The 23,681-nt window shown below is 70.4% G+C and carries 25 protein-coding genes; 10 read left to right on the top strand and 15 right to left on the bottom strand.

Translation table 11 applies throughout. The features are described 5' to 3' along the window. Positions 1–29: 29 nt before the first annotated feature. Entirely contained in the window at positions 30–1,046 is a 1,017-nt protein-coding gene (locus MTS1_RS14595; RefSeq protein WP_036305925.1) for a DUF2332 domain-containing protein, read from the bottom strand. Between the two features lie 180 nt (positions 1,047–1,226). Between MTS1_RS14595 and MTS1_RS14590 the strand changes: the two genes are divergently transcribed. Then, positions 1,227–2,258, top strand: a complete 1,032-nt coding sequence (locus tag MTS1_RS14590; protein WP_023955312.1) for a TerC family protein — start codon at positions 1,227–1,229, stop codon at positions 2,256–2,258. Positions 2,259–2,336: 78 nt separating this feature from the next. Here MTS1_RS14590 and MTS1_RS14585 read toward each other — a convergent pair whose 3' ends face one another. Continuing rightward, on the bottom strand, positions 2,337–3,659 hold the full coding sequence (locus MTS1_RS14585) for a bifunctional o-acetylhomoserine/o-acetylserine sulfhydrylase (RefSeq protein WP_023955310.1): 1,323 nt from the start codon (positions 3,657–3,659) through the stop codon (positions 2,337–2,339). A gap of 120 nt (positions 3,660–3,779) precedes the next feature. Here MTS1_RS14585 and MTS1_RS14580 point away from each other — a divergent pair, with 120 nt between their 5' ends. After that, positions 3,780–4,565 (top strand): SDR family oxidoreductase, encoded by a 786-nt coding sequence (locus MTS1_RS14580; RefSeq protein WP_199485031.1) that lies wholly within the window; start codon positions 3,780–3,782, stop codon positions 4,563–4,565. Between the two features lie 14 nt (positions 4,566–4,579). On the opposite strand, the gene MTS1_RS14575 is transcribed toward MTS1_RS14580, so the two are convergent. After that, positions 4,580–6,076, bottom strand: a complete 1,497-nt coding sequence (locus MTS1_RS14575; protein ID WP_023955307.1) for an MFS transporter — start codon at positions 6,074–6,076, stop codon at positions 4,580–4,582. Between the two features lie 39 nt (positions 6,077–6,115). Between MTS1_RS14575 and MTS1_RS14570 the strand changes: the two genes are divergently transcribed. Beyond that, entirely contained in the window at positions 6,116–6,814 is a 699-nt protein-coding gene (locus MTS1_RS14570) for a uracil-DNA glycosylase (protein WP_023955306.1), read from the top strand. Between the two features lie 47 nt (positions 6,815–6,861). After that, on the top strand, positions 6,862–7,488 hold the full coding sequence (locus tag MTS1_RS14565) for a GNAT family N-acetyltransferase (protein ID WP_023955305.1): 627 nt from the start codon (positions 6,862–6,864) through the stop codon (positions 7,486–7,488). Positions 7,489–7,492: 4 nt separating this feature from the next. Here the strand turns inward: MTS1_RS14565 and MTS1_RS14560 are convergent, their stop codons facing one another. The 8 genes from MTS1_RS14560 to MTS1_RS14525 form a co-directional block, all read right to left on the bottom strand. Continuing rightward, complete coding sequence (locus MTS1_RS14560; RefSeq protein WP_052007907.1) at positions 7,493–7,846, bottom strand: protealysin inhibitor emfourin; 354 nt, start codon at positions 7,844–7,846, stop codon at positions 7,493–7,495. After that, positions 7,839–8,891 (bottom strand): M4 family metallopeptidase, encoded by a 1,053-nt coding sequence (locus MTS1_RS14555; protein ID WP_023955304.1) that lies wholly within the window; start codon positions 8,889–8,891, stop codon positions 7,839–7,841. The genes MTS1_RS14560 and MTS1_RS14555 overlap by 8 nt, the downstream gene beginning before the upstream one ends. 48 nt (positions 8,892–8,939) lie before the next feature. Beyond that, a complete protein-coding gene (locus MTS1_RS14550) occupies positions 8,940–9,749 on the bottom strand; it encodes an ABC transporter ATP-binding protein (protein WP_023955303.1) in 810 nt (269 codons plus the stop codon). Continuing rightward, entirely contained in the window at positions 9,746–10,528 is a 783-nt protein-coding gene (locus tag MTS1_RS14545) for an ABC transporter ATP-binding protein (protein ID WP_023955302.1), read from the bottom strand. The genes MTS1_RS14550 and MTS1_RS14545 overlap by 4 nt, the downstream gene beginning before the upstream one ends. Further along, positions 10,525–11,394: an ABC transporter permease gene (locus MTS1_RS14540; protein WP_036306149.1), complete on the bottom strand. Its 870-nt coding sequence runs from the start codon at positions 11,392–11,394 to the stop codon at positions 10,525–10,527. Before MTS1_RS14540 ends, MTS1_RS14545 begins: the two co-directional genes overlap by 4 nt. Positions 11,395–11,402: 8 nt before the next feature. Beyond that, positions 11,403–12,353, bottom strand: coding sequence for an ABC transporter permease (locus MTS1_RS14535; protein ID WP_023955298.1), 951 nt, complete (start codon positions 12,351–12,353; stop codon positions 11,403–11,405). After that, entirely contained in the window at positions 12,350–13,861 is a 1,512-nt protein-coding gene (locus tag MTS1_RS14530; RefSeq protein WP_023955296.1) for an ABC transporter substrate-binding protein, read from the bottom strand. Before MTS1_RS14530 ends, MTS1_RS14535 begins: the two co-directional genes overlap by 4 nt. Before the next feature lie 180 nt (positions 13,862–14,041). After that, on the bottom strand, positions 14,042–14,989 hold the full coding sequence (locus MTS1_RS14525; RefSeq protein ID WP_036305922.1) for an alpha/beta fold hydrolase: 948 nt from the start codon (positions 14,987–14,989) through the stop codon (positions 14,042–14,044). 54 nt (positions 14,990–15,043) lie between these two features. Here MTS1_RS14525 and MTS1_RS14520 point away from each other — a divergent pair, with 54 nt between their 5' ends. The 3 genes from MTS1_RS14520 (at position 15,044) to MTS1_RS14510 (ending at position 16,774) form a co-directional block, all read left to right on the top strand. Beyond that, positions 15,044–15,520 (top strand): carboxymuconolactone decarboxylase family protein, encoded by a 477-nt coding sequence (locus MTS1_RS14520; protein WP_023955292.1) that lies wholly within the window; start codon positions 15,044–15,046, stop codon positions 15,518–15,520. Next, on the top strand, positions 15,517–16,239 hold the full coding sequence (locus tag MTS1_RS14515; RefSeq protein ID WP_023955290.1) for a tyrosine-protein phosphatase: 723 nt from the start codon (positions 15,517–15,519) through the stop codon (positions 16,237–16,239). The genes MTS1_RS14520 and MTS1_RS14515 overlap by 4 nt, the downstream gene beginning before the upstream one ends. A 73-nt stretch (positions 16,240–16,312) precedes the next feature. Next, positions 16,313–16,774, top strand: a complete 462-nt coding sequence (locus MTS1_RS14510) for an SIP domain-containing protein (RefSeq protein WP_023955288.1) — start codon at positions 16,313–16,315, stop codon at positions 16,772–16,774. 6 nt (positions 16,775–16,780) lie between these two features. On the opposite strand, the gene MTS1_RS14505 is transcribed toward MTS1_RS14510, so the two are convergent. The 4 genes from MTS1_RS14505 to MTS1_RS14490 form a co-directional block, all read right to left on the bottom strand. Continuing rightward, positions 16,781–17,230: a hypothetical protein gene (locus MTS1_RS14505; RefSeq protein ID WP_036306147.1), complete on the bottom strand. Its 450-nt coding sequence runs from the start codon at positions 17,228–17,230 to the stop codon at positions 16,781–16,783. A gap of 11 nt (positions 17,231–17,241) precedes the next feature. Beyond that, positions 17,242–18,090 (bottom strand): arginase family protein, encoded by an 849-nt coding sequence (locus tag MTS1_RS14500; protein WP_023955284.1) that lies wholly within the window; start codon positions 18,088–18,090, stop codon positions 17,242–17,244. An 85-nt stretch (positions 18,091–18,175) separates the two neighbouring features. Then, a complete protein-coding gene (locus MTS1_RS14495; RefSeq protein ID WP_023955282.1) occupies positions 18,176–18,910 on the bottom strand; it encodes a PspA/IM30 family protein in 735 nt (244 codons plus the stop codon). 41 nt (positions 18,911–18,951) lie between these two features. After that, positions 18,952–20,991 carry a TPM domain-containing protein gene (locus MTS1_RS14490; protein ID WP_023955281.1) on the bottom strand — a complete coding sequence of 680 codons (2,040 nt, stop codon included), beginning with the start codon at positions 20,989–20,991 and terminating at the stop codon, positions 18,952–18,954. A 181-nt stretch (positions 20,992–21,172) separates the two neighbouring features. On the opposite strand from MTS1_RS14490, the gene MTS1_RS14485 reads away from it, so the two are divergent. Genes MTS1_RS14485 through MTS1_RS14475 form a run of 3 tightly spaced genes read left to right on the top strand, consistent with a single transcriptional unit; the run spans position 21,173 to position 23,679 of the window. Then, the gene (locus MTS1_RS14485; RefSeq protein ID WP_023955280.1) at positions 21,173–22,006 is read left to right on the top strand and encodes a DUF3097 domain-containing protein; all 834 of its coding nucleotides are present in this window, start codon (positions 21,173–21,175) and stop codon (positions 22,004–22,006) included. A 49-nt stretch (positions 22,007–22,055) separates the two neighbouring features. Beyond that, on the top strand, positions 22,056–22,805 hold the full coding sequence (trmB, locus tag MTS1_RS14480; RefSeq protein ID WP_023955279.1) for a tRNA (guanosine(46)-N7)-methyltransferase TrmB: 750 nt from the start codon (positions 22,056–22,058) through the stop codon (positions 22,803–22,805). 16 nt (positions 22,806–22,821) lie between these two features. Further along, entirely contained in the window at positions 22,822–23,679 is an 858-nt protein-coding gene (locus tag MTS1_RS14475) for a CPBP family intramembrane glutamic endopeptidase (RefSeq protein ID WP_023955278.1), read from the top strand. The last annotated feature ends 2 nt before the right edge of the window (positions 23,680–23,681 follow it).

Here is a 23,681-nt window from a genome sequence, read left to right as displayed (position 1 = left end):
GTGCGGGCGCACGCTGCTCGCGTGTTACGTCACGACCGGAACGGAGACACCTCGTAGGTCGCGCCGTGCTGGCCCGCGAGCGCGACGGGCACCCCGTCGACCGTCTGCACGAAGCTGCCGGTGGTGTCGACGCCCCGCGGCATCCGTCCGTCGATCTCCGGCAGGGTGCCCGCCGTCTCGTTCGAGATCCAGACGACGCGGCGGTTCACCCGTTTCCCGAGGGTGCTCACGAGGTCGGCGAAGCGGCGCCGTTCGTCGGCGTCGAGGTACAGGAGCACCGCGCTGTGGAACACGACGAGCGTCGCGTCGGGAGGGCTTTCGGCCGCGACCGCGGGGAGGCGGTCGAGGATGTCGCCGGCGACGATGCGCGGCGGGTCGGCCCGGGCCACCTCGACCGCTGCCCGCAGCCGACCGACGCGCTCGTCGTGAACGGAGCCCGGCCAGACGAGCGTCTCGAGCCAGGAGACCGCGTCCGTATCGAGCACGTCGATCGGGGCGAGGTCGATGCCGGCGCGCCAGACGACGTCGGGGAGGGAGTCGGGCACGGCGTCGGGATCGTCGATGCGGCAGCGCAGCAGCGGGCGCGGAGCGGCATCGGGTCCCGCGGGCACGATGGTCCGGGGGTGCTCGCCGCCGGGAGACGAGTACTCGTACGCGTACCGATCGGGATAGAGGCAGAGGCCGGCGGCGGTGCCGGTCTCGAGCAGGGCGATCGGGCCGTCGATGCGCGAAAGGGGAGGCAGGAGGGTGGCGCAGCGTCCGACCTCGTTGGTCTGCGTGCGGCGCTCCGCCGTGATGGCGGCGACCCGTTCCCACTCCGAGACCAGGCGTTCGCGCCACGCGGCGAACGGCTCGAGTCCGCAGCCGGCCCAGCGTGCGGCGGCGAAGACGAGGTTCGGCTGACCGCGGCGCTCGCCGAGCAGCGCGATCCGCTCGGTGAGCTCGTCGTCGCCCGCGATCCCGGTGGCCCATTCGGCGTAGATCGGCGAGCTGTCCCGGGCCCAGTCGGCGAACGAATGGTAGCGGCGGGAGGTAGCGGCGTCCATCGCTTCAGAGTAGATGCGCTGGGCGTCACGATCGTCGCGTAAGATACCGCGAAGCAAGGGGAGTACTTCCGCCTGCGGCGCTCTCGTCATTACGGATCCGACGTCGGATTCCGGGACGCCGGTCCCTCCGGGGATGAAGGAGACCTGGCCGTTCGCTACTGTCGACCCCTTGGAGCCTTCGTGGACATCACTCCGCTCGTGTGGATCATCACCATCGCGGTGACCATCGCCTTCTTCGTGTACGAGTTCTTCGCGCACGTGCGCACGCCGCACGAGCCGACGATCGCCGAATCCGCGCGCTGGTCGGCGTTCTACATCGGCCTCGCGCTCATCTTCGGCGTGGTCATCGGCTTCGTGCCGGGCTGGGGCTGGGTGTTCGCGGGCGAGTACTTCGCCGGCTACCTGACCGAGAAGGCGCTGTCGATCGACAATCTCTTCGTCTTCCTCATCATCATGACCGGCTTCGCGGTGCCGAAGAAGTACCAGCAGAAGGTGCTGATGATCGGCATCGTGATCGCGCTCATCATGCGCGGCGCGTTCATCGCCATCGGCGCGGCCCTCATCGACAACTTCTCGTGGATCTTCTATATCTTCGGCGCGCTGCTGCTGTTCCTCGCCTACCGTCAGGCTTTCTCGCACGGTGACTCCGACCCGGCCAACGGCAAGTTCATGCGCTTCGTCCGCCGCCACCTCCCCGTGACCGACGAGTACAACGGCGACAAGCTGACGGTGAAGAAGGACGGCAAGCGGTTCGTCACCCCGATGCTGCTGGTGATCATCGCGATCGGCTTCATCGACCTCGTCTTCGCGGTCGACTCGATCCCCGCGATCTACGGTCTGACCAACGAGGCGTACATCGTCTTCACGGCGAACGCCTTCGCCCTGATGGGCCTGCGCCAGCTGTTCTTCCTCATCGGCGGTCTGCTGGAGCGTCTGGTCTACCTCGCGCAGGGCCTCGCCGTCATCCTCGCCTTCATCGGTGTGAAGCTCGTCTTCCACGCGCTCCACGTCAACGAGCTGCCGTTCATCAACGGCGGCGAGCCGCTGCTGTGGGTTCCTGAGATCCCGATCTGGTTCTCGCTGCTGTTCATCGCCGCCACCGTCGCGGTCGCCACCGTAGCGAGCCTCGCCAAGACCCGTGGCGACAAGGCGAAGAACGACCGCGAGCAGGTTCAGGGCGAGGAGATCACCACGGCCACCGACGCCGACTGACGGCCCCGCGAACGACGGATGCCCCGGCACCACCGCTCACGGTGGGCCGGGGCATCCGGTCGTTCTGAGGAGGAACGATCAGGCGCGCGCCGCCTCGACGACGTTGCGCGCGGCCGCGAGGGCCTGCTCGAGGTCGGCCTTGAGGTCGTCGATGTTCTCGAGACCGACCGACAGGCGGACGAGGCCCGGGGTGACACCGGTCGTGAGCTGCTGCTCCGGGGTCAGCTGCGAGTGGGTCGTGGATGCGGGGTGGATGACGAGCGAGCGCACGTCGCCGATGTTCGCCAGGTGGCTGAAGAGCTGGAGCGAGTCGACGAACGCGCGTCCGGCGGCGACGCCGCCCTTCAGCTCGAACGACAGCACCGCGCCGACGCCCTTCGGGGCGTAGCGGTTGGCAGCGGCGTACCAGGGCGAGGTCGGCAGGCCCGAGTAGTTCACCGACGCGATGTCGTCGTGGTTCTCGAGCCACTCCGCGATCTCCTGCGCGTTCTGCACGTGGCGCTCGATGCGCAGCGACAGCGTCTCGATGCCTTGGATCAGCAGCCAGGCGCTCTGCGGCGAGATCGCGGCGCCGAGGTCGCGCAGCAGCTGCACGCGGGCCTTGATGACGTAGGCGAGGCCGTCGCCGACCGCCTGGGTGTAGACGGCGCCGTGGTACGAGGGGTCGGGCGTCGTGAGGCCCGGGAAGCGCTCCGAGTGCTCGGACCACGGGAAGCTGCCGCCGTCGACGATGACGCCGCCGATGACCGTGCCGTGCCCGCCGAGGAACTTCGTGGCGGAGTGCACGACGATGTCGGCGCCGTGCTCGAAGGGGCGGATGAGGTAGGGCGTGGCGATCGTGTTGTCGACGATGAGCGGCACACCGGCCTCGTGGGCGACGTCGGAGACGCCGCGGATGTCGAGGACGTTGATCTGCGGGTTGCCGATCGTCTCGGCGAAGAAGAGCTTCGTGTTGGGGCGCACCGCGCGGCGCCACTCCTCGAGGTCGTCCTGGTTCTCGACGAACGTGACCTCGATGCCGAGCTTGGCGAGCGTGTACTTGAACAGGTTGTACGTGCCGCCGTAGATCGAGCTCGAGGCGACGAAGTGGTCTCCGGCTTCGGCGATGTTGAGGATCGCGAAGGTCTCGGCGGCCTGACCCGACGCGACGAGGAGAGCGCCGGTGCCGCCCTCGAGTGCGGCGAGCCGCTGCTCGACGACATCCTGGGTGGGGTTCTGGATGCGCGTGTAGATGTTGCCGAACTCCGCCAGCGAGAACAGGTTCGCGGCGTGGTCGGAGTTGTCGAACACGTACGAGGTCGTCTGGTAGATCGGCGTCGCCCGTGCCTTGGTCACCGGGTCCGGTGCGGCTCCGGTGTGGATCTGCTTCGTCTCGAAGCGCCAGTTCTCGGATGCGGACATGCGTGGCTCCATCGGGTCGGGAAGCGGCGACGGTCGCCGGCCTGGGTCGAGCGTACGGAAACCGGATGTGCCCGACAATGCGCGGGACACGCTGCGTAACCTGACGGCTACGGTGGAGGGATGACGCGACGTGCAGTGGTCACAGGTGCGAGTTCGGGAATCGGCGAGGCGGTCGTCCGCGCGCTGAGGGCATCGGGATGGGAGGTGGTCGGCGTCGCCCGCCGGGCCGAACGGCTCGAGGCGCTCGATGCCGAGGTCGGCTCCGCGTCATTCGCCGCGGATCTGACCCGCGAGGCGGATGTCGCCGCGCTCACCGAGCACCTCGCCGCCTCCGGCGACGTCCACGCCCTCGTGCACGTCGCGGGCGGGGCTCGCGGCACCGACCGCGTCGAAGACGGTGCGGCCGAAGACTGGCAGTGGATGTTCGAGGCGAACGTCCTGTCGGCGCAGCGGCTGACCGCGGCTCTCCTCCCGCTGCTCCGACGCGCTGTCGCAGCAGGCGCCGGCCATGCCGACACCGTCTACGTCACCTCGACCGCAGCTCAGACGGCCTACCCCGGCGGAGCCGGCTACAACGCGGCGAAGGCGGGGGAATCGATGCTCGTCCACGCGCTCCGGCTCGAGCTGAACGGTGAGCCCATCCGCGTGGTCGAGATCGCCCCCGGCATGGTGCGCACGGAGGAGTTCACCCTCAATCGTCTCGGCGGCGACCGGGAAGCGACCGATCGCCTGTACGAGGGCGTCGAGCAGCCGCTCGTCGCCGAAGACGTGGCGGATGTCGCAGCCTACGCGCTGAACGCACCAGGCCACGTCAACCTCGATCTGGTGACGATGCGTCCCGTCGCGCAGTCCGCGCAGCACCTGCTGGCGCGGGGACCGCTGCGTCCTCGATCCGCCGAGGCCTGAGGGGGCGTCCCCGCTCAGCCGCGGGGCTGAGCGACCGCGTCGCCCGTCCCGTCCGCGGCTCGCGCCACCGGCGGCTCGTCGGCATCGGCGAACGCCACGCGCGGCACGACGAACAGCAGAGCCGCCGCGACGAAGCCGCCGGCGGCGCAGATCGCCCAGACGGTGAGATAACCGCCGAGGGAGGCGGCGGTCTCGCTCGCGACGACACCCGCACCGGCGGCGAGGACGACGCCGAAGACCGCCGATGAGAACGTTCCGCCGATGGTCTTCGTCGTGTTGGTCATCGCCGACGCCACGCCCGTCTGTCCGCGCGGTGCTGCGGCGGCGGCGGCCGCCGGCATGGCCCCGACCAGGGCGCCGCAGCCCAGGCCCGCGATGCAGAGGTTGAGCAGCACCTGCCACAGCTCCCGGTGGAACGGCAGGAAGAGCGCATAGCCGACGCCGACGAGCAGCGCCGCGACGATGAGCACGATGCGGGGACTCGCGCGGCGCGAGGTGACCGCGAACAGCACGGCACCGACGATGAGAGACACGAGGTAGACCCCGATGATGTTCGACCTGTCGGTGGCGTCGAGCCCCAGCCCGTATCCGAGGGCGGGGTCCGTGCCCGCGTAGGTCGACAGCGGGCCCTGCGCGCCGAGGAGGCTGATACCGACCAGGAACGCGGTGGCCTGCACCGGCCACATCTCCGGTCGGGCGAGCATCCGCACATCGACCGCGGGGTCGGCCTGGCGCAGCTCGAACCGTCCGAAGACGACGAAACCCACGATTCCCGCGAGCAGCAGCGCCCACACCCAGAAGGCCGCGGGGCCGTTCAAGCGGAGGAACGTCAGGGCGCTGGTGACGAACAGCAACGAGACCGCGAGGAGCGCGAAGCCGCGTGAGTCCAGCTGCCGCCGGCCCGGCTCGGGCTGAGACTCGGGCACCCAGAGCCAGATGACGACGGCGACGAGAGTCACCGCCACGGCCGGCACGATCAGCGTCAACGTCATGTCGCCGGCCGTGGCGGCGTAGATCCGGCCCGCGGCCAAAGCGCCCATGATGGCGCCCGCCTGGAGCCCGACGACCAGCAGCCCCGCCGCACGGCGGGTGAGCGAGACCCCGCGGCTCTGCCGTCTGCCGCGTTCGAAGATGAGCGCGATCTCGAGGGGGAGCCAGACGACGTAGAAGCCCTGCAGCGCCCAGGCGATGAGGAAGGTCCAGAAGGATGCCGCGAACGCGAGCCACCAGGTCGCTGCGGCGGTGAGGACGGCCGCGACGAGCAGGATCCGCTTGTGCCCGTACATGTCGCCGAGCTTCGCCAGCACCGGCACGACGAGCGCTGAGAGCAGAAGCTGCGCGGCCTCGAACCAGTTCACGTCCGAGTCGTGGATCCCGAGCTCGGCGACGATGTCGCTGAAGAGCGGGACGTAGTAGCCCTGCAGGATGCCGCTGACGATCTCTACCAGGATGAACCAGCCGATCAGACCCGCGGTGACGCCCAGGGCGGAGGTGCGCAGCGTCGTCGACACGGGGTGAGCATACCGCCGCGACCGGCCTACCCTGGGAGTGTGACGCCGCGCTCCCTCACCGACCTCGCCGCCGACGGACTGGTGGCACCCGACTGGGCCGAGGCGCTGCAGCCCGTTGCGGCCGACATCGCCGCGCTCGGCGACCGGATGCGCGCAGAGACCGCTGCGGGCCGGGGTTACCTGCCCGCCGGTGACCGCGTGCTGCGAGCGTTCCAGCGGCCGATGGCCGACGTCCGCGTCCTGATCGTCGGTCAGGATCCCTACCCGACCCCGGGGCATCCGATCGGACTCTCCTTCGCGGTCGACGCACACGTGCGGCCATTGCCCCGGAGCCTCGGAAACATCTACCGGGAGCTCGAATCGGACCTCGGCATCGCCCCCGCGCCGCACGGCGACCTCTCCGCGTGGAGCGATCAGGGCGTTCTGCTGCTGAACCGCGTGCTGACCGTCGCCCCCGGTGCTCCCGCCTCGCACCGAGGGTGGGGCTGGGAGCGCGTCACCGAGCACGCGATCCGGGCGCTCGTGGCTCGCCGGCGTCCGCTCGTCGCGATCCTCTGGGGCAAGGATGCCGCGACCCTGCGGCCGCTCCTCGGCGATGCTGCGATCATCGCGTCGCCGCATCCGTCGCCGCTGTCCGCGAGCCGCGGCTTCTTCGGGTCGCGGCCGTTCTCGCGCGCGAACGAGCTGCTCGCCGAGCGTGGCGGCGAGCCGATCGACTGGCGCATTCCGGCGCTCTGACCGGCAGTCGTCATCGGCGTGAAACGTGCGCCCCGTAGAGTTGCTGCATGCTCGAGGAGGACTCCAACCGCGACCGTCGACGCCTTCCGCGGCACCTGCGTCGCCCGGCCGAACCCGAGCGGCCCTTCTCGTACGAGATCCGGCCGGCGCAGCCCGGCGACCTTCCCGACATCCGCGAGATCTACAACTACTACGTGACCAACTCGGTCGTGACCTTCGACGAGAAGAAGTGGTCGCTGGCGCAGTGGCGGGAGAAGTACGACTATCTCACCAAGCTCAAGCTTCCGTTCCTCGTCGCGGTCTCGCCGACGGGGCAGATCCTGGGATACGCCCTCGCGTCGCCGTGGAACGGCAAGACCGGATTCCGCTACACCGCCGAGACGTCCATCTATCTCGGCCAGGCGGCGACGGGGAAGGGGCTCGGACGAGCGCTGCTCGAAGCCCTCATCGAGGCCTGCCAGCTGCTCGGACTGCGCGAGATCGTCGCTGTCGTGAGCGACAAGGGCGCGGAGGCGTCGATCGCCCTGCACGAGCGTTTCGGTTTCGTCGAGGTCGGCCGGATGGGGCGCGTGGGTCACAAGTTCGGCCGCTGGCTGGGCACGATCTACCTGCAGAAGTCGCTCGAGCAGCCGAAGAAGGGACTGCGCGGACTCTTCGCGCAGAAGTCCGGCTGAGGCGTCACTCCTCGGCCACGCCCCCCGGCGTCGCCGAGCGTCCCGTCCGGACGGCGTCGACGAGCGAACGCCACGGTTCGTCGAGGTGGTCGTTCAACTCGGCCTGACGCGTCGTCTCGCTGTCGGTGACCGCGATCCGCCAATGGAAGCGGTCGGCCCCGCTCGATCCGGTCTTGCCTGCCGGTGCCGACGCGTCGATCTCCTGCCAGGGGCACCGCCCCACCAGCTCGCGCCAGCCGGCGCTTTCGGCCGGCGCCGGCTCGACTCGCCACGTCCGCGTCAGGCCGGCGAAACCGCCGGTGCGCTCCACGACGATCCGCAGCTCGGCCGTGGAACCATCGTCACGGGTGTCAGGCATCCTCCAGCACGCCGACGCCCTGCCATCCGGCACGCACGGCGGCGACCTCCTCCGTCTCCTCACCGTACTCGTCGGCGGCCTGGTCGATCGTGGCGGCGGCGAACGCAGCGAAGTCGGCGTCGGGGGAGAGCGCCCCCGAGGTGAGCGTGCGGTACCAGATGAGTCCCGCGCGTTCCCAGGCGTAGCCGCCCAGCCGCGTCGCGACGAGGTGGAACGCCCGATTCGGGATGCCCGAGTTGATGTGGACCCCGCCGTTGTCACTGGTCGTCACGGCGTAGTCGCGCATGTGTCCCGGCTGCGGGTCGCGTCCGAGCACGTCGTCGTCGTACGCCGACCCGGGCTCGGCCAGCGATCGGAGGGCGCGCCCCTGGACGGCATCCGTGAAGATGCCCGCACCGATGAGCCACGATGCCTGCTCGGCGCTCTGTCCGAGTCGATGCTGCTCGGTGAGTGCGCCGAAGACGTCGGACAGCGACTCGTTGAGAGCACCGGACTGGCCCGCGTAGGTCAGGCCTCCCGAGAACTCGGTGACGCCGTGAGCGAGCTCATGCGCGATGACGGTCAGCGACCCGGTGAATCCGGTGAACACCTCGCCGTCGCCGTCGCCGAACACCATGCGCTCGCCGTTCCAGAACGCGTTATCGTAGGCCTCGCCGTAGTGGACGGTGGCGGCGAGCACACCACCCCGACCGTCGATCGAATCGCGGCCGAAGGCGTCGAGGAAGAACGAGAACGTCGCGCCGAGTCCGTCGAACGCCTCGTCTGCCGCACGGTCGCCGGTGGGCGGATCGTCTTCACGACGGACGAGGACGCCCGGAAGCTCTTCGCGGCCCTGCGCGTCGGATACGGCCCGGTCGGCTGCGGCGATGCGCTCGGCGACGAGAGTGCCGCCCGGCTCGACGGAGAGACGCAGCTGCGAACGTCCGGCGAGATCGGACGGACGCGCGGCGAGGGTGGTCCGCGCGGCGACCGCGGCCCGCGCGAGGTGGGGCTCGCGAGCGGAGGCCACGCGGGCGAGGAGATACGGGGGGATGATCGCGCGCATGGCCTTACGGTAGCGGCGGTCACCGACATCGGGTGCGGAAGGTGACGTCTAGTCCTGCGCGCGATGCGGGTCGATCACGGGCACCGAGGCGAGCAGGCGCCGCGTGTAGGCGGCCTGGGGCTGGAGCAGCACCTTCTCGGTCGGCCCCTCCTCGACGATGCGCCCCTCGGTCATCACGACGACGTCGTCGCACAGGTTCTGGACCACGCCGATGTCATGCGAGACCAGCAGCAGCGTCATCCCCTGTTCCGCCCGCAGACGACGCAGGACGTCGAGGATCTGCGCCCGCACCGTCACGTCGAGGGCGGACAGCGGCTCGTCGCCGACGAGGATCGCCGGGCGGTGCGCGATCGCGCGCGCGAGGGCGATGCGCTGGCGCTGGCCGCCCGAGAACTCGTGCGGGTAGCGCTCGGCCGCGTCGGCATCCAATCCGACATCCGACAGCACCTCGCGAACGCGCGCTCGACGGTCACCCGGGATGTCGAGCGCCCAGAGCGGCTCGCCGACGATACGGCCCACGCTCATCCGGGGATCGAGCGAGGCGTACGGGTCTTGGAAGACGATGCCGGTGCGGCGGCGGAGCCAGTGCAGGCTGCGAGCCGACGCACGGGCGTCGACCGGACGCCCGTCGATCGTGATCGTTCCCGACGAGGGCGTGTCGAGGCCCAGGAGGAGCCGCACGAGTGTCGACTTGCCCGATCCCGACTCGCCGATGATGCCGAACGCCGAGCCCGACCGCACGTCGACATCGACATCGTCGAGCGCGACGGTCTCGCGCCGCGGTGCGCCGAGCCCGGTCGAACGCATCCGATAGCGCTTGCTCAGGCCGCGGGCCGAGATGAGGGCATCGCCGGTCATGCGTCTCCCTCCGGCCGCCACACCGTGGCGGTGGCATCGCGCAGCAGGCCGCGGGTGACCTCCGACCGCGGAGCGGTGAGCAGGTCGGCGACCGCGCCCGTCTCGACGACGCGACCGCGTTCGAGCACGACGGCCTCCGTCGCGACCTGCGACAGCACGGCCAGGTCGTGGGTGATGAAAAGCAGCGACATCCCGTCGTCGTCGACCAGTTCGCCCAGGAGCGCCAGGATCTCGGCCTGGATCGTCACGTCGAGGGCCGTCGTCGGCTCGTCCGCGATGAGCAGGCGCGGCCGGGCGGCCAGCGCCATGGCGATCGCGACCCGCTGACGTTGACCGCCCGAAAGCTGATGGGGGTAGCGGCGCAGAGCGCCCTCGGGCAGCCGAACCCGATCGGCGTCGGCCTGGGCGCGGGCGAGGGCGTCGCGGCGACCGACCCGGCCGTGGATGCGCAGCGGCTCCGCGATCTGCCGCCCCACCGTCCGCAGAGGGTTGAGGGCGGTCTGGGGCTCCTGGAAGACGATGCCGATCTGCTCGCCGCGCAGGGCCGCCAGCTCGCGATCGCGAAGTCCGAGCAGCTCCCGACCGTTCCATCGGATGCTGCCGTCGACCTCGGCGCCGTCGGGAAGCAGCCCGAGCACAGCCAGAGCGGTCAGTGACTTGCCCGACCCCGACTCTCCGATGAGGCCGACCCGGGCACCGTCGGCGACGCCGAACGACACGTCGTCGACCACGCGGCGCCCGTCGAGCACGATCGACAGGCCCTCGACCTCGAGACTCATGCGACCACCGCCGGCGTGTGCGAGGCGGCGGGGGAGCGGCGTCGGGCGAGCGTCGGGTCGGTTGCCTCGCGCAGACCGTCGCCGAGCAGGTTGAGCCCGAGCACGGTGATCGTGATGGCCAGCCCCGGCCACACGACGCTGAGCGGATGCGCGGTGAGGTACGTCTGCAGCTCGCTCAGCAGCAGCCCCCACGAGGGCTGCGTCGGCGGCGCGCCGAACCCGAGATAGCTCAGGCCCGCCTCGGCCAGCACAGCGACGGCCATGCCCCACGACAGCTGCACGATGAAGACCGGTGCGACGTTGGGGAGCAGATGGCGCACCGCGATCTGCGACGGCGTCAACCCGTTCGCGCGTGCCGCGAGCACGAAGTCGCTGTGCAGCGTGCGGCGGAGCTCCGGCCGCGTGACCCGCGCGATGTTGACGCCGAAGCCGATGCCGACGGAGATCACGACGACCCACAACGAGCCGCCCCACACCGCCGAGATCATCATCGCGATCAGCAGCACCGGAAAGGCGATCAGGATGTCGACGAGCACCGCGACGATCTCGCGGGTCCAGCGGCGGGTGAGCGCGCCGAGGCAGGCGAGTGCGATGCCGATCAGGGTGGCGACGATGCCCGCGCCCGCGGCGACGAGAACCGTCGTGCGCGCCCCCGCGATCAGCAGCGAGAGGATGTCGCGACCCGAGGCGTCCGTACCCAGCAGATGAGGCCAGCTCGGCGGGCTCCACCGCGCCGGGATGTCCACCCGCTGGGGGTCGAACGGCGTCCAGACGAGCGAGACGGCAGCCACGACCCCGATGGTGATGACCACGATGAGCCCGAAACGGCCGGCCGGAAGCGACCACAGCCGCCGCAGCCACGGCATGCGTTCGTTCACGAGGCCTCCCGCTGTCTCGGATCCAGACCGCGATGCACGAGGTCGACGATGAACCCCACGACGAGCACGACGGCCGTGAGCGCCAGGAGCTCGCCCTGGACCTTGGGCAGATCGCGCAGGCCGACATCGGCGACGAGCATGCGTCCGATGCCCGGGAGCGTGAACAGCTGCTCGATCACGACCGCCCCCACCACGATGCCTGCAACCTGCAGGCCGAGGACGCTGATGATCGACAGCCCCACCGTCGGCAGCCCGTGGCGCAGCAGCGCGGCGCGGCGCGTGAGGCCCTTCGCGGCCGCCGTCCGGACGAAGTCCTGGCCCATCGCCGACAGCGTCGCGCTGCGGACGAACCGCATCAGCATCGCGCCCTCGACGACGCCGATGGTGACCGCCGGAAGGATCAGCGCGGCGAAGGCCCGCGCCGGGTCCCCCCAGCCGCCGCGCGGGAAGCCCTGTGCGGGCAGCCAGCCGAGCCAGATCGCGAACACGACGACGAGCATCATGCCCGCCCAGACCACCGGCACGGCGGCGATCGCCTGGGCACCGAACGAAAGCGCCGTGCCGTCGGCGCGACCGCGACGTATCGCCGCGACGACGCCGAACGGGAGCGCGATGATCAGCGCCACCGCCATCGACATCAGTCCGAGGGGAACGGTGACCTGGGCCTTGGCGGCGAGCTCCGCCGCGACGGGTGAGCCGGTCACCAGCGAGGTGCCGAGATCGCCGCGGACCAGCCCCGCCATCCACTCGAGATACTGCGTCGGCAGCGGCACGTCGAGGCCGAGGCGCTCACGAAGCGCGGCGACCTGCTCCGGCGTCGAGGTGGTTCCCGCGATCTGCTGTGCGACGTCGCCGGGAAGGACCCGCAACGTCACGAAGATCAGCACGCTGGCGACGACCAGGCCCAGCAGGAGCAGGGCCAGTCGCGTCAGCGCGTAGCGGATCACCCGTCGCTCTTGGCGATCTCGGCGAGGTTGATGCGGGCGTTCACGTTGTCGATGGGCATGCCCGAGACGTTCGTGGCGACCGCGACCACCGAAGCCCAGTTGTAGAGCCAATCGGCGGCGTGGTCCTCGGACACGATCCGCGCAGCCTTCTTCAAGAGGTCATCGGCAGACTGCTCGTCCGTTGCGAGCAGCGACTGCGCGTAGAGATCCTGCACCTCGGCGTTGTCGTAGGTGAAGTAATAGTCTGGGTTCGCCCAGTTCTCGAAGTCGCGCGGCTCGGCGTGGTTGACGACGCTGAGCTCGTAGTCCTTATTCGTGTACACGTCGCTGAGCCAGGTGCCGAAGTCGACGGGGTTGACCCTGAGGTCGATCCCGACGTCGTTGAAGTTGGAGACCAGGATCTGGGGGACCGTCGTCCCGTAATCCGACGGGATCGTCAGAGTCAGCGACAGGTCGGAAACTCCCGCGTCGCTGAGCAGGGCGCGAGCCGCTTCGGGGTCGTATGACACGACGTCGGACAGATCTTCATAGCCGGGGTCGAGCTCGGGAATCGGACCGAACAACGTCTGGCCCGCGCCAACCGCCTCGACGATGGCATCGTGGTCGATCGCCGAGCGGATCGCCTCACGAACGCGCACGTCGGCCAGGGGACCGGTCGTGCTGTTCATCGCGAGCACGCTCTTGCCCGTTGAGACGCCCGTGTCGACGACGAAATCACCGTTGGCTTCGACCTGCTCGGCGAGGTTCGCGTCGAATCCAGTGAGAACGTCGACCTCGCCGGTTAGGGCGGCGTTGATGGCGGCCTGGGTGTCGGGGATGAAAACGAACGAGACCTCGGCGACCTTGGCTGCGTCACCCCAATAGGCGTCGTTGCGTTCGAGGGTCAGGCTCGCGCCCTGGCGCCAATCGCCCAACCGATAGGGCCCCGTTCCGTTGGCCTTCGTGCTGTAGTCGACCGTGTCGCCCTCTTTCATGATCAGGCCCGCGCGGCCTGTCAGATTCCACAGCAACGACGAGTCAGGCTGGTTGAGGATGAGGGTGATGGTCTGGCCGTCGGCGTTGATGGATGCGACATTCGCGAGGCGTTCCGAGTCGGCGAACTCGGCCGTGTCGCGGTGCGTCGTCAGCGACCACACGACATCCTGCGGGGTAAGCGGCTGCCCATCATGGAAGACGATCCCCTCGCGGAGGGTGAACGTGTACGTCAGCCCGTCCGCGGATACCTCGTGAGATGACGCGAGCCCGTCGACGACCTCACCATCGATCGTGCGGGCGACAAGCCCCTGATACACGTTGTCGATCAGGATCTGCTCGAGCGAGATGCCCGCGGTCTGCCGGATGTCGAGGTTCGAGGGCTCGAGCACCAGGCGGATGTTGACGCTGGCGTCCGGGTCAGGGGCGCCCATGGTGGCGGACGGCCCGGGCTCGGTCGACCCGGTGCAGCCGGCGAGGAGGAGGGTGCCTGCAGCCAGCAGTGCGGCGGCGGTCACGGTGGTGCGGCGGAGCATGTGGAGGAGGGTTCCTTTCGCAAGGGCGGTGGCATCGTTGCTGTCCGATGCGCGTCCGCGAACTCAGTGCGGCATACAGCCTAGGGTCCGCCGCGACCGCGAGACGCATTCACCGACGTCCAGCGTCGCACGGCGACTCCCTATTTCATCGAGAGCGGGCGGTGCGCAGGCTGAGCGGTGTCAGGCGGTGGTGGCGTCGCGGATGATGCGGGCGAGCTCGGTCGGGAGCTCCTCCTGCACATTGTGGCCCGATTCCACCGTGACGATGCGCGCTGCGGGAACGCGCTCGCCGAACCGATCGACGTCGGCATCGGTCAGATAGCCCCGTGTGCCGCGTACGAGCGTGATGGGCGCCGCCACGGCGGCGAAGTCTTCCCAGCCGGATGCCGCGAGGGTGGGCGCCAGCGCATCCTGCCGCTCGGATGCCGCGGCCGCGGCGCCGGGGTCGGCGGCAAGCTGGTTGGCGATGCGTGCGAAGTGGTGCTTCCACTCCACGCGGCCGTCGTCGCGCACGCGCGAGTTGAGGAAGACGCCGCGCTCGGCCGCGGTGCGGTCTCCGCCGAGCCCGAACGACAGTGCACGCTCGACCATCTCCGCGCGAGAGGCCCAGCTGGTCGGTCCGGCGAAGAACCGCCGGATCTGCGACGCCGCTCCGGCGGGGTCGAGCCCGGGCGCGATGTCGACGATCACGAGGGCACGCACGAGCTCGGGGTGCATCGCGGCGAGGGCTGCACCCGTCAGGCCGCCGAGCGACTGCCCGACCACGACCTGCGGCGTCGTCGTCCACTGCGCGAGCGCCGGAGCGATGTCGGCCGCGAGGGTCCGGCCCGTGTAGTCCGCGTCGTTGCGCCAGCCGGAGTCGCCGTGGCCCGGAAGGTCGAACGCCAGCGCCGGCCGCCCGAGCGCGAGGACGGTGCGATCCCATGTGTGGGCGTTGAGGCCGGCCCCGTGGAGAAGGGTCACCTCGGGCTCGCCGTCGCCGAGTCGCAGCGCGCTGATCGGGCGCCCGTCGGATGCGAAGGTGAACAGCCGCTCGGCCACGGGCGCCGGCACACCGGCTTCCGCAGCCTGGACGGGCAGGAACGAGAACTCGTCGAACGTGTCGTCGTGCACGGTGATCCTTCGCATTGGGGAGGGGACCATTCTCGCGCGACGGGGGAGGGCGGTGGATAGGGTTGACGCATGAATCCGGAGCGGCGCATCCATCTCGCCAAGGCGGCTCGTCCGGCCTACGACGCGCTCGACGCGTTCGCCCGCACGGTGGGCACCATCGCGCAGGATGCCGGCATCGACGAGCGTCTGAAAGAGCTCGCGCTCGTCCACAGCTCGCAGCTCAACGGCTGCGCCTACTGCGTGCGTGTGCATGTGGGCCGGGCGGTGGCCGCCGGTGTGACGGCCGACGAGATCGCCCAGCTCGCCACCTGGCGCGAGTCGGGGGTCTTCGACGAACGCGAGCGCACGGCTCTCGAGCTCGCCGAGGCGTATGTGCACATCGCCGACGAGGGCGTATCGGACGAGCTGTACGACCGCGTGGGCGGGGTCTTCTCCGAGGCGGAGTACGTCGCGTTGAGCTGGCTCTTCATCTCGATCAACGCGTTCAATCGCCTGACGATCGCGGGCCGGTACCCGGTGCCGCCGCTCCCGCGTCCCGCCGGATGAGCGGCGCGGCATCGCTCTCGGTACCGGGAGCCCTGAACTTCCGTGACACCGGTGGCCTGCGGGCAGGTAGCACCTCGACCCGGTCGGGCGTGCTCTATCGGTCGGGAAACCTCTTCCGTGTCGACGACGCCGGGCGCCGCGCTCTCAGCGATCTCGGGCTGCGCCGCATCATCGACCTCCGCGACGACGACGAGGTGCGTTCCGAGCCCACGGTTCTCGGCGATCTCGTCATCGCAACCCAGCGGGTGCCGCTGTTCCTGGGGTCGGTCGCCTCGTTGTTCCGCGCCGACATGTCGCTCGAGTCGATGTATCGCTCGCTCGTCGACGACTCGGCTCCGCGCGTGCTCGAGGTCGTCCGCGGGGTCATCGCCGATCAGCCGGTGCTCGTGCACTGCACGATCGGCAAGGACCGCACCGGAGTGACGATCGCGATGATCCTCGCGGCAGCGGGAGTGGACGAGGATGCCGTCGTCGACGACTACGCCCGCACGGAGACGATGCTGCCGGCCGAGCGCAACGCGCCGATCCTCGCGTATCTCCGCGCGCACCACCCCGACGCCCCGCAGCTCGTCGATCTGGCGACGCGCTCGCCGGCGCCGGTGATGCGCGGGCTCCTGGCCGACCTGCGCGAGCGATTCGGTTCCCCGGCCGACTACCTCCGGTCGCACGGACTCGCCGACGACGAGCTCGCCGAACTGCGCCGCATCATCCTGATGTGAGACCTCGGAGGAGGCGTGGGGTTTCGACTGGGTAGGTAAGGCATGCCTACACCGCGGGTATAGTGGAGTCATCATGACCGAGCTCCACAGCGCCGCCGCCTGTCGCGCCTCGAAGCACGTCCGGGTGCAGCACCTGGTGACGGCCGACGAGCACTCGCTCGCCGAGCTCGAGGCGCTCCTCGCAACGCTGCCGCTGTGCTCGACTGGGCGGGTCTTCATCGAAGTGCCCGACGCCGCGTGGATCGGAACCGTATCGGCGCCGGCCCGCATGGTCGTGACTTGGCTCGACCGTTCGCGCCGAACCGGCGCCCCGGGTTCGGGCCGCGGCTGCGGGTCGGGTGAGGCGCTCTCTCGCGCCGTCACCGCGTGGGCCGACGAGATGCTGTGCACGGATGCTGCGAAGGCGACGCGCGTGCACTTGCTGGGCGGGTTCCTCGGCACGGCCGACATCGTCGATCACCTCACCGCGCGCTGCGGAATGGCCGCCGCGTCGATCCACACGCCCGAGCGCTTCGGGCTCGCGACCGCCCGCTGAGGTCTGTCAGCGGCTCTCGGCGCGCCGAGGGATGTAGTTGCCGTCGGCCAGTCCCGCGTCGATCTCGAATCGGTTGCGCAGGGGATCGCGTCCTGCGATCAGGTAGAGAAGCGGCATGAGCATCCCGTAACGCCGCCACTGCCGCGCGTGCACGGCCTCGTGCGTGAGGATCCGTTCGCTCGGCTCGCGGTCGCCGGTGAGGAAGCACGATCCGACGCAGACGCCGCCGCGACCGAACGTCCAGCCCGGCATCCCGCGGAAGACCCACAGCCCGTGGCGGCGCTCGACGCGGCCGGTCGACCACAGCGTTCCCCAGGCGAATCCGAAGGCGGTGCCGATTCGGGCGCCGAACTGGCTGATGGGGGAGTCGAGCAGCACCCGAGGGATGAGCCGATCCAGCGACTCGCCGCGTGCGACCGCGGCGTCAGCTCGCTGCCGCCATCCGGCGGGCGGCATGCGGACACCGCTCACGCCAGGGCTCCGACGACCCGGAGCACGGAACCCATGTCGTCCACCACGGCTTCGGGATGCGGCGGGGCGAACCCCGAGACGGATGCGCCGATGAGCGGGAGGCGTCCGCGCAAGACGCCGATCGCGTTCGTGAGGGTCGGGATGTCGAGCCCGAACGGCACGGCCGCGCTCACTCCCGTGATCGCCGCGGGGTCGAGCACGTCGAGATCGACATGGACGTACACCGATGCCGCGCCGGTGGCCGCCACCGCATCGGCCAGGCGGGCCGGATCGGCCAGCTCGTCGACGCCGAGATGCGTCAGACCCGTCGAACGCATGACCTCGGTCTCTGCATCGTCGAACTCGCGGGCGCCCGCCAGAACGATGCGATCGGCGGGCACCGCGGCATCCGGTGACAACGGGGTCGCATCGAACACCGCGCGCAGGGCCATGCCGCCGAAGGCTCCCGAGGGCGATGACTCGGGAGTGTGCAGATCGCCGTGCGCGTCGAACCAGACGACGGTCGTGTCGGGATGCAGCGAGGCCGCGTGCGCGATCGCCGGCACGGCCACTCCGCAGTCGCCGCCGACGACCACCGCGTGCCCGCTCTGACCCCCGCCGCTCGAGCCGGCCGCGACGTCATCGGCCTCCACGAGGGCAGCCGTGATCAGGTCGCGGGTGCGCTGGAGCGAGCTGAAGCGGCGGATGCCGCTGCCGAGGGCCTCACCGGCCTCGACGGGCACATCGACCCGGACGGTCGCGCTGCGCGGGAGGTCGCCCGCAATCGCGTCAGCACCGTCGATCAGAGTCATCGACCGGGTCGAGGGCGAGCCCTGCCATTGCGGGACCACGATGAATCGGGTCATTCCTTCGTCTTTCGTCGGGCGTTGTCGGCGGATCGAGCACCGACGTCCGGGCGGCAGGGCCGGCCCGGACGTCGGCGTCGGGCGCTCAGCGCTCGATGGCGCCCGCGGCCCCGCCCGTCTTCAGCGCGGCGAGCCGTGCCTCGACCTCGGTGAGCTGACCGACATCCTCGAGGCTCTCGAACTGCGCGTCGAGGCTCGAGGCGGCGAGCTCCTGCTTGCCGGCGGCGAGCGCCTCCTGGCGGCGCACCTTGTCTTCGAAGCGACCGAGCTCGCTCGTCGGGTCGAGCACATCGATCGACTTGACGGCGTCGTGGACGCGGTTCTGCGCCTCGGCGGTCTTGGCGCGCGCGAGCAGCTCGGAGCGCTTCGCGCGCAGCTGGTCGAGCTTGACCTTCATGCCGTTGAGGCCGTCCTTGAGCTTCTCGACGACCTCGGTCTGGGTCGCGATGGTCGGCGCGATGGCGCGAGCCTCGTTCTCCTCGCTGATCTGCCGCTGCAGCGCGACCTTCGCGAGGTTGTCGAACTTGTCGGCGTCGGCGGTGTTGCCCACCGCGCGCAGCTCGTCGGCCTTGCGGCTCGCTGCCAGGGCCTTGTTGCCCCACTCAGCCGCGGCCTGGACGTCTTCCTGGTGGTCGCGTTCGAGCAGGCGCAGGTTGCCGATCGTCTCGGCGATCGCCGACTCCGCGTCCGCGATCGAGTTGGTGTAGTCCCGCACGAGCTGGTCGAGCATCTTCTGCGGGTCCTCGGCCTGGTCGAGGAGGGCGTTGATGTTCGCCTTCACAAGCGTCGAGATGCGACCGAAGATGGACTGCTTTGCCATCGGGGTTCCTTTCGTGGGTGGTCTGGAAGAGGAGAAAGTCGTCAGAAGCGGCCGCCGCCGCGGCGAGAGCGGCCTCCGCCGCCGAAACCTCCGCCGCCGCTGCGACCACGGGAACCGCCGCCGAACCCGCCGCGCGATCCGCCGAACCCGCCGCCCAGGCCGCCGCCGAAGCCGCTGCCGCCGAAGCCCGACGAGCGGCGTCCGGACGACCCGCCTCCGAGGAGCGAGTTCAGCACCATGCCGCCGATCATGGCACCCATCATGCCGTTGGAGCTCGAGCCGGACGACCCTGTTGCGAAGCCGCCGACATCACTGCGCGCCGCGTCGATCGCGAGTCCGCTCAGCTGCGTCGCACGCGTTGCATCGGCCAGTGCCCGCTCGGGTTCGATCTGCGCGGTCGCCTCGGCGCGGTCGAGCGAGGCGCGTGCTTCGGCGATGCGCGTTCGGGCGGTCGCGCCGACGGCGCCGCGCCTCGTACCGATGTAGTCCTCCGCGGCGGAGACCTGGGCGCGGGCCTGCTGCAGCTGCTGTTCGAGCGTCTGCCGTGCGCGGGCGGCCCGCTGCGCGGCATCCCGGGCGCCGGCAAGCGCAGCGTCGATCGCGGAGTTCGCACCCAGGAGCGCGGACAGTGCCGCCTGCGGGCGGCGGTGCTCGCCCGTCAGCTGAGCGCGCGCGGCATCGATCTGCTGCCGCGTGGCGGAAGCGACCGCGGCGAGTGCGCCGTCGGGGTCGGGGACGCCGACCGCTGCAGCGACATCCTGTTCGAGGTCGGTGATGAGCGCAGCGGCGTCGCGCTCGGCGGTGGCCAGGTCGGTCGCGACCTTCTCGACCGAGGCTTCCAGCTGAGCAGCTTGAGCGACAGCTCCCTCGGCTGTGCGCAGCGATACGGCAGCGGCGGCGCCGTCGCCCGCCGCGATCGACTGCTGCGCCGACGCGAGCTGCTCATCCGCGTAGGTCAGGCGGCTGCGAGCCTGCTCGGGGTTGTCGTCGATGGTCGCGAGCTCCTCGGGGGCGTACGCCGATCGCAACCGCTCGAGAGAGGTGACCGCCCCGTCGAGCCCGGCCCCGGCGGCGTTGCGCTCCTGCTGGATGCGCGCGAGCGCCTCGGGAGCGTTCTGCTCGAGGTCGCGCAGACGGTCGAACTCGTCGGCACGCGCGTCCAGCTCGGAGTCGGCGTGCGCGCACAGCTCGAGGATCCGCGTGTGGATGGCGCGGACATCGGCCTCGGTGTCGGGCTGGTCATCGTCCAGGCGCTGCTGCAGCGAGAACGCCTCATCGAGGTCGCGTCGCGCCTGAGCCAGCGTCTCGGCGAACGCAGCGGCTGCGTCGTCGCCGAACTGCGCAGTCGCGAATCCGAGCTCCTGCTCGCTGGTGCGGATGGCGTCGTCGGCTGCCACGAGCGCGCTGGCGGAGCGCCGGGCGAGCTGCTCGATCGGCTCGGCCGCCGCGCCACGGACGGAGGCGGGGGCGGCCCCGCCGCGCCGACGGCGGACGAACACGACGATGACCGCGATCACGGCGCCCACGGCGAGGATCCCGAGGACGATCGTCAGGCTCGAAACGCCCGAGCCGTCCGACGCGCCGCCGGATCCGCCGCTGGATCCACCGACCGCAGCCGCGAGCCCTCCGGCTGCGGCGAACGCTGCGCCGCCCCAATCCTCTGCGCGGAGCTCCGGAAGGATGTCGCGGGTCTCGATCGTGCCCAGGGTGTCGCCGTCGACCGGGCCGTTGGTGTCGCCCGACAGGTAGAAGTTGCGCTGCTCGGTCGCGATCGCCAGCACGTACTGGGTCGTGCCGAGACCGCCGCGCTCGGCGACCGCGTTGGCCCAGCCTTCGGCGTCGGACGGAGTGGTGAAGGCGTCGACGTAGACGACCCACAGATCGACGCCCGCCTCGGAGCTCAACGCGGTGAGCCTCTCGTCGACCGCACGCTCCTCGCTCGACGAGAGCGCATCGGCCTGATCGACGACGCGTCCCGAGCCGAGGTCGACCGGGTCGGTCGCCCAGGCCGCGGCGGAGCCGCCCACGACGAACATCAGGCTCGCCACGATCGAGAGCGTCACCGCTCGGAGCACGCGCATCCGTTCCCCTTCCGAGGTCGGAGGACCGGCCTCGTCTCCACTCTATTGAGGGCGTCGTGTCCGAGCCTATGCCGGGACTGTGAATCAGCGGGCAGCGGAATCGCGGCGCGGATACCCGGCGACAGGAACGGCCGCGGTTACGCTGACCGGCGGCCCGACGGGGCACGAGGCGGGAGGAATCATGGACGACAGATACGGCACCGATGTGCTCGCGAGCGGATGGCGGGACGCCGGACGCAAGGTCGTGCCCGAGGTGCCCGCCGATCCCGATCTCGTCGTCGAGGTCGCGTCGGACGGCTACTGCGGGGCCGTCGTGGCGGTGCGCGGCGGGAACGTCGAGCTCGAGGATCGCCTCGGAAAGGTGCGCCTGTTCCCGCTCGGGCGCGGCTTCCTCGTCGACGGCGAGCCGGTCAAGCTCGTGGCGCCGAAGGCGGCGCAGCCGGCCGGCCGGCTGCGGACCGCCTCGGGCTCGTTCGTGGCTCCGCAGCAGCGGGCGCGCGTGGCACGGGCGTCGCGCATCCTGGTGGAGGGGCGACACGACGCCGAGCTCGTCGAGAAGGTGTGGGGTGCTGACCTCCGCGTCGAAGGCGTCGTGGTCGAGTATCTGCAGGGGATCGACCTGCTGGCGGACCTCCTGCGAGACGAGCCGCCCTCCGCCGAGCGTCGCTACGGAGTGCTCGTCGACCATCTGGTCGCGGGCTCGAAGGAGACCCGCATCGCGGAGCAGATCCTGCGCGGTCCGCACGGCGCCCATCTCAAGATCGTCGGGCACCCCCACATCGACGTCTGGCAGTGCGTCCGCCCCGAGGCCGTCGGCATCCGTGCGTGGCCTCAGGTGCCGCGCGGCATCGAGTGGAAGACCGGCGTCTGCCGTGCCCTCGGCTGGCCCGCCGAGGACCAGGCCGACATCGCGCACGCGTGGCAGCGCATCCTCGGATCTGTTCGCACCTACCGCGACCTCGATCCTGCGCTGCTGGGCAGGGTCGAGGAGCTCATCGACTTCGTCACGGCCTGACCGAACGCGCCGGCTCGGCGCCGCCCCGGCCGGTCGATACCCTGGACTCATGCCGCAGACCGACGCGCCCGACACCGGTGACGAACCCCGCTACCGTGAGCGGCCCGTGTCGTTCGCGCGTCGGAGCGGACGGATGAGCGATGGACAGGAGCGAGCCTGGAACCAGCTCGGCGACTTCTACAACATCCCCGTCGAGCGCGATCAGGCCGTGCTGAGCGTCCGCCCAGGCTCGGAGGTCGATCCTGCGGCGTTGTTCGGCCGCAGCGCGCCGCTCGTGGTCGAGATCGGCTCCGGGCAGGGGCACGCCATCGTCGCGGCCGCGCAAGCCGCGCCCGAGACCGACTTCCTCGCCGTCGAGGTGTTCCGGGCCGGGCTCGCCCGCACCATGCTCGACGCCGATCGTGCCGGCGTGCGAAACCTGCGCCTCGTCGAGGCGAACGCGCCGGAGGTGCTCGAGCACCTGCTGCCGGCGGCATCCGTCGACGAGCTCTGGATCTTCTTCTCCGACCCCTGGCACAAGACGCGTCACACGAAGCGGCGCCTCATCTCGCCGGATTTCACGCCATTGGCCGCGCGGGTGATCAAGCCCGGCGGCGTGCTGCGTCTGGCGACCGACTGGGAGGACTACGCCCGACAGATGCGCGAGGTGATGGGGGATGCCGCGGGCTTCGCCCCCGCCTTCGACGGAGAGTGGGCGCCGCGCTTCGAGGGACGCGTGATGACGGCCTTCGAGCGTAAGGGCATCGCGAAGGGGCGCGACATCCGCGACCTCGCCTACCGCCGCATCGACGCGGCCTGACGGGAGGGCGGACGCCGTGAAGACGCACCCGGGACTGGCCGCTCGTCCGATCGTCTCGGCGAGCACCGTGCCGGCGCTTCTGGTGTGTCTGGCTGCACCCGCCTTCTTCGTGCTGCTGCAGCCCTGGCTCGGGTGGACGCTGCTCGTGCTCGGCCTCATCGCCGCCCTCGGTGTCGACCGGTGGCGCGTGGGCGAGGATACGCGGCCCTCGCTGGCGCGCGATCTCTCGCTCATCGCCCTCGGTCTCGTCGTCGTGAGCCTGATCGATCTGAAGGCCGAGCTCGACAACCTCGCGATGCTGCGCTTCACCCTCGCGCTGGGAGGTGCGGTGCTGTTGCCGTACCTCGTGTCTCGCTTCGTCTACCGCGATCACGCGATCCGCTTCCCCTGGCGTGGCGGAGGGCGCTGGACGACGTTCCAGCGGGTCTGGCTCGCCGCCGTGCTCGTGCTCGGGTGGCTCATCCTGCCCTTCTACTTCATCACCTCGGGCGTCTACACGAACTGGCCGGTCGTCGACACCCCCGATCTCATCGCGCGCCTCTTCATCGGCGTCGGTGCCGTGGGCATCTGGGACGAGCTGTTCTTCATCTGCACGTGCTTCGCGCTTCTCCGGCGGCACTTCGCCGACGTGTCGGCGAACGCTCTGCAGACGATCGTGTTCGTCTCCTTCCTCTGGGAGCTCGGGTACCGCGCCTGGGGTCCGGTGCTGACGATCCCGTTCGCGCTCCTTCAGGGCTACATCTTCCTGCGCACGCGGTCGCTCACCTACGTCGTGACGGTGCACCTGCTCTTCGACGCCGTCGTCTTCGGCGTCCTCGTCCACGCGCACAATCCGGGGCTTCTGAACGTCCTCTTCCTCGTCCCTGCGCCCTGACG

It is taken from the genome of Microbacterium sp. TS-1 (assembly GCF_000509385.1).
Classification (GTDB): Bacteria; Actinomycetota; Actinomycetes; order Actinomycetales; family Microbacteriaceae; genus Microbacterium; species Microbacterium arborescens.
Note: the sequence above shows the minus strand (reverse complement) of the source record. Positions and strands in the feature narration are given on the sequence as shown.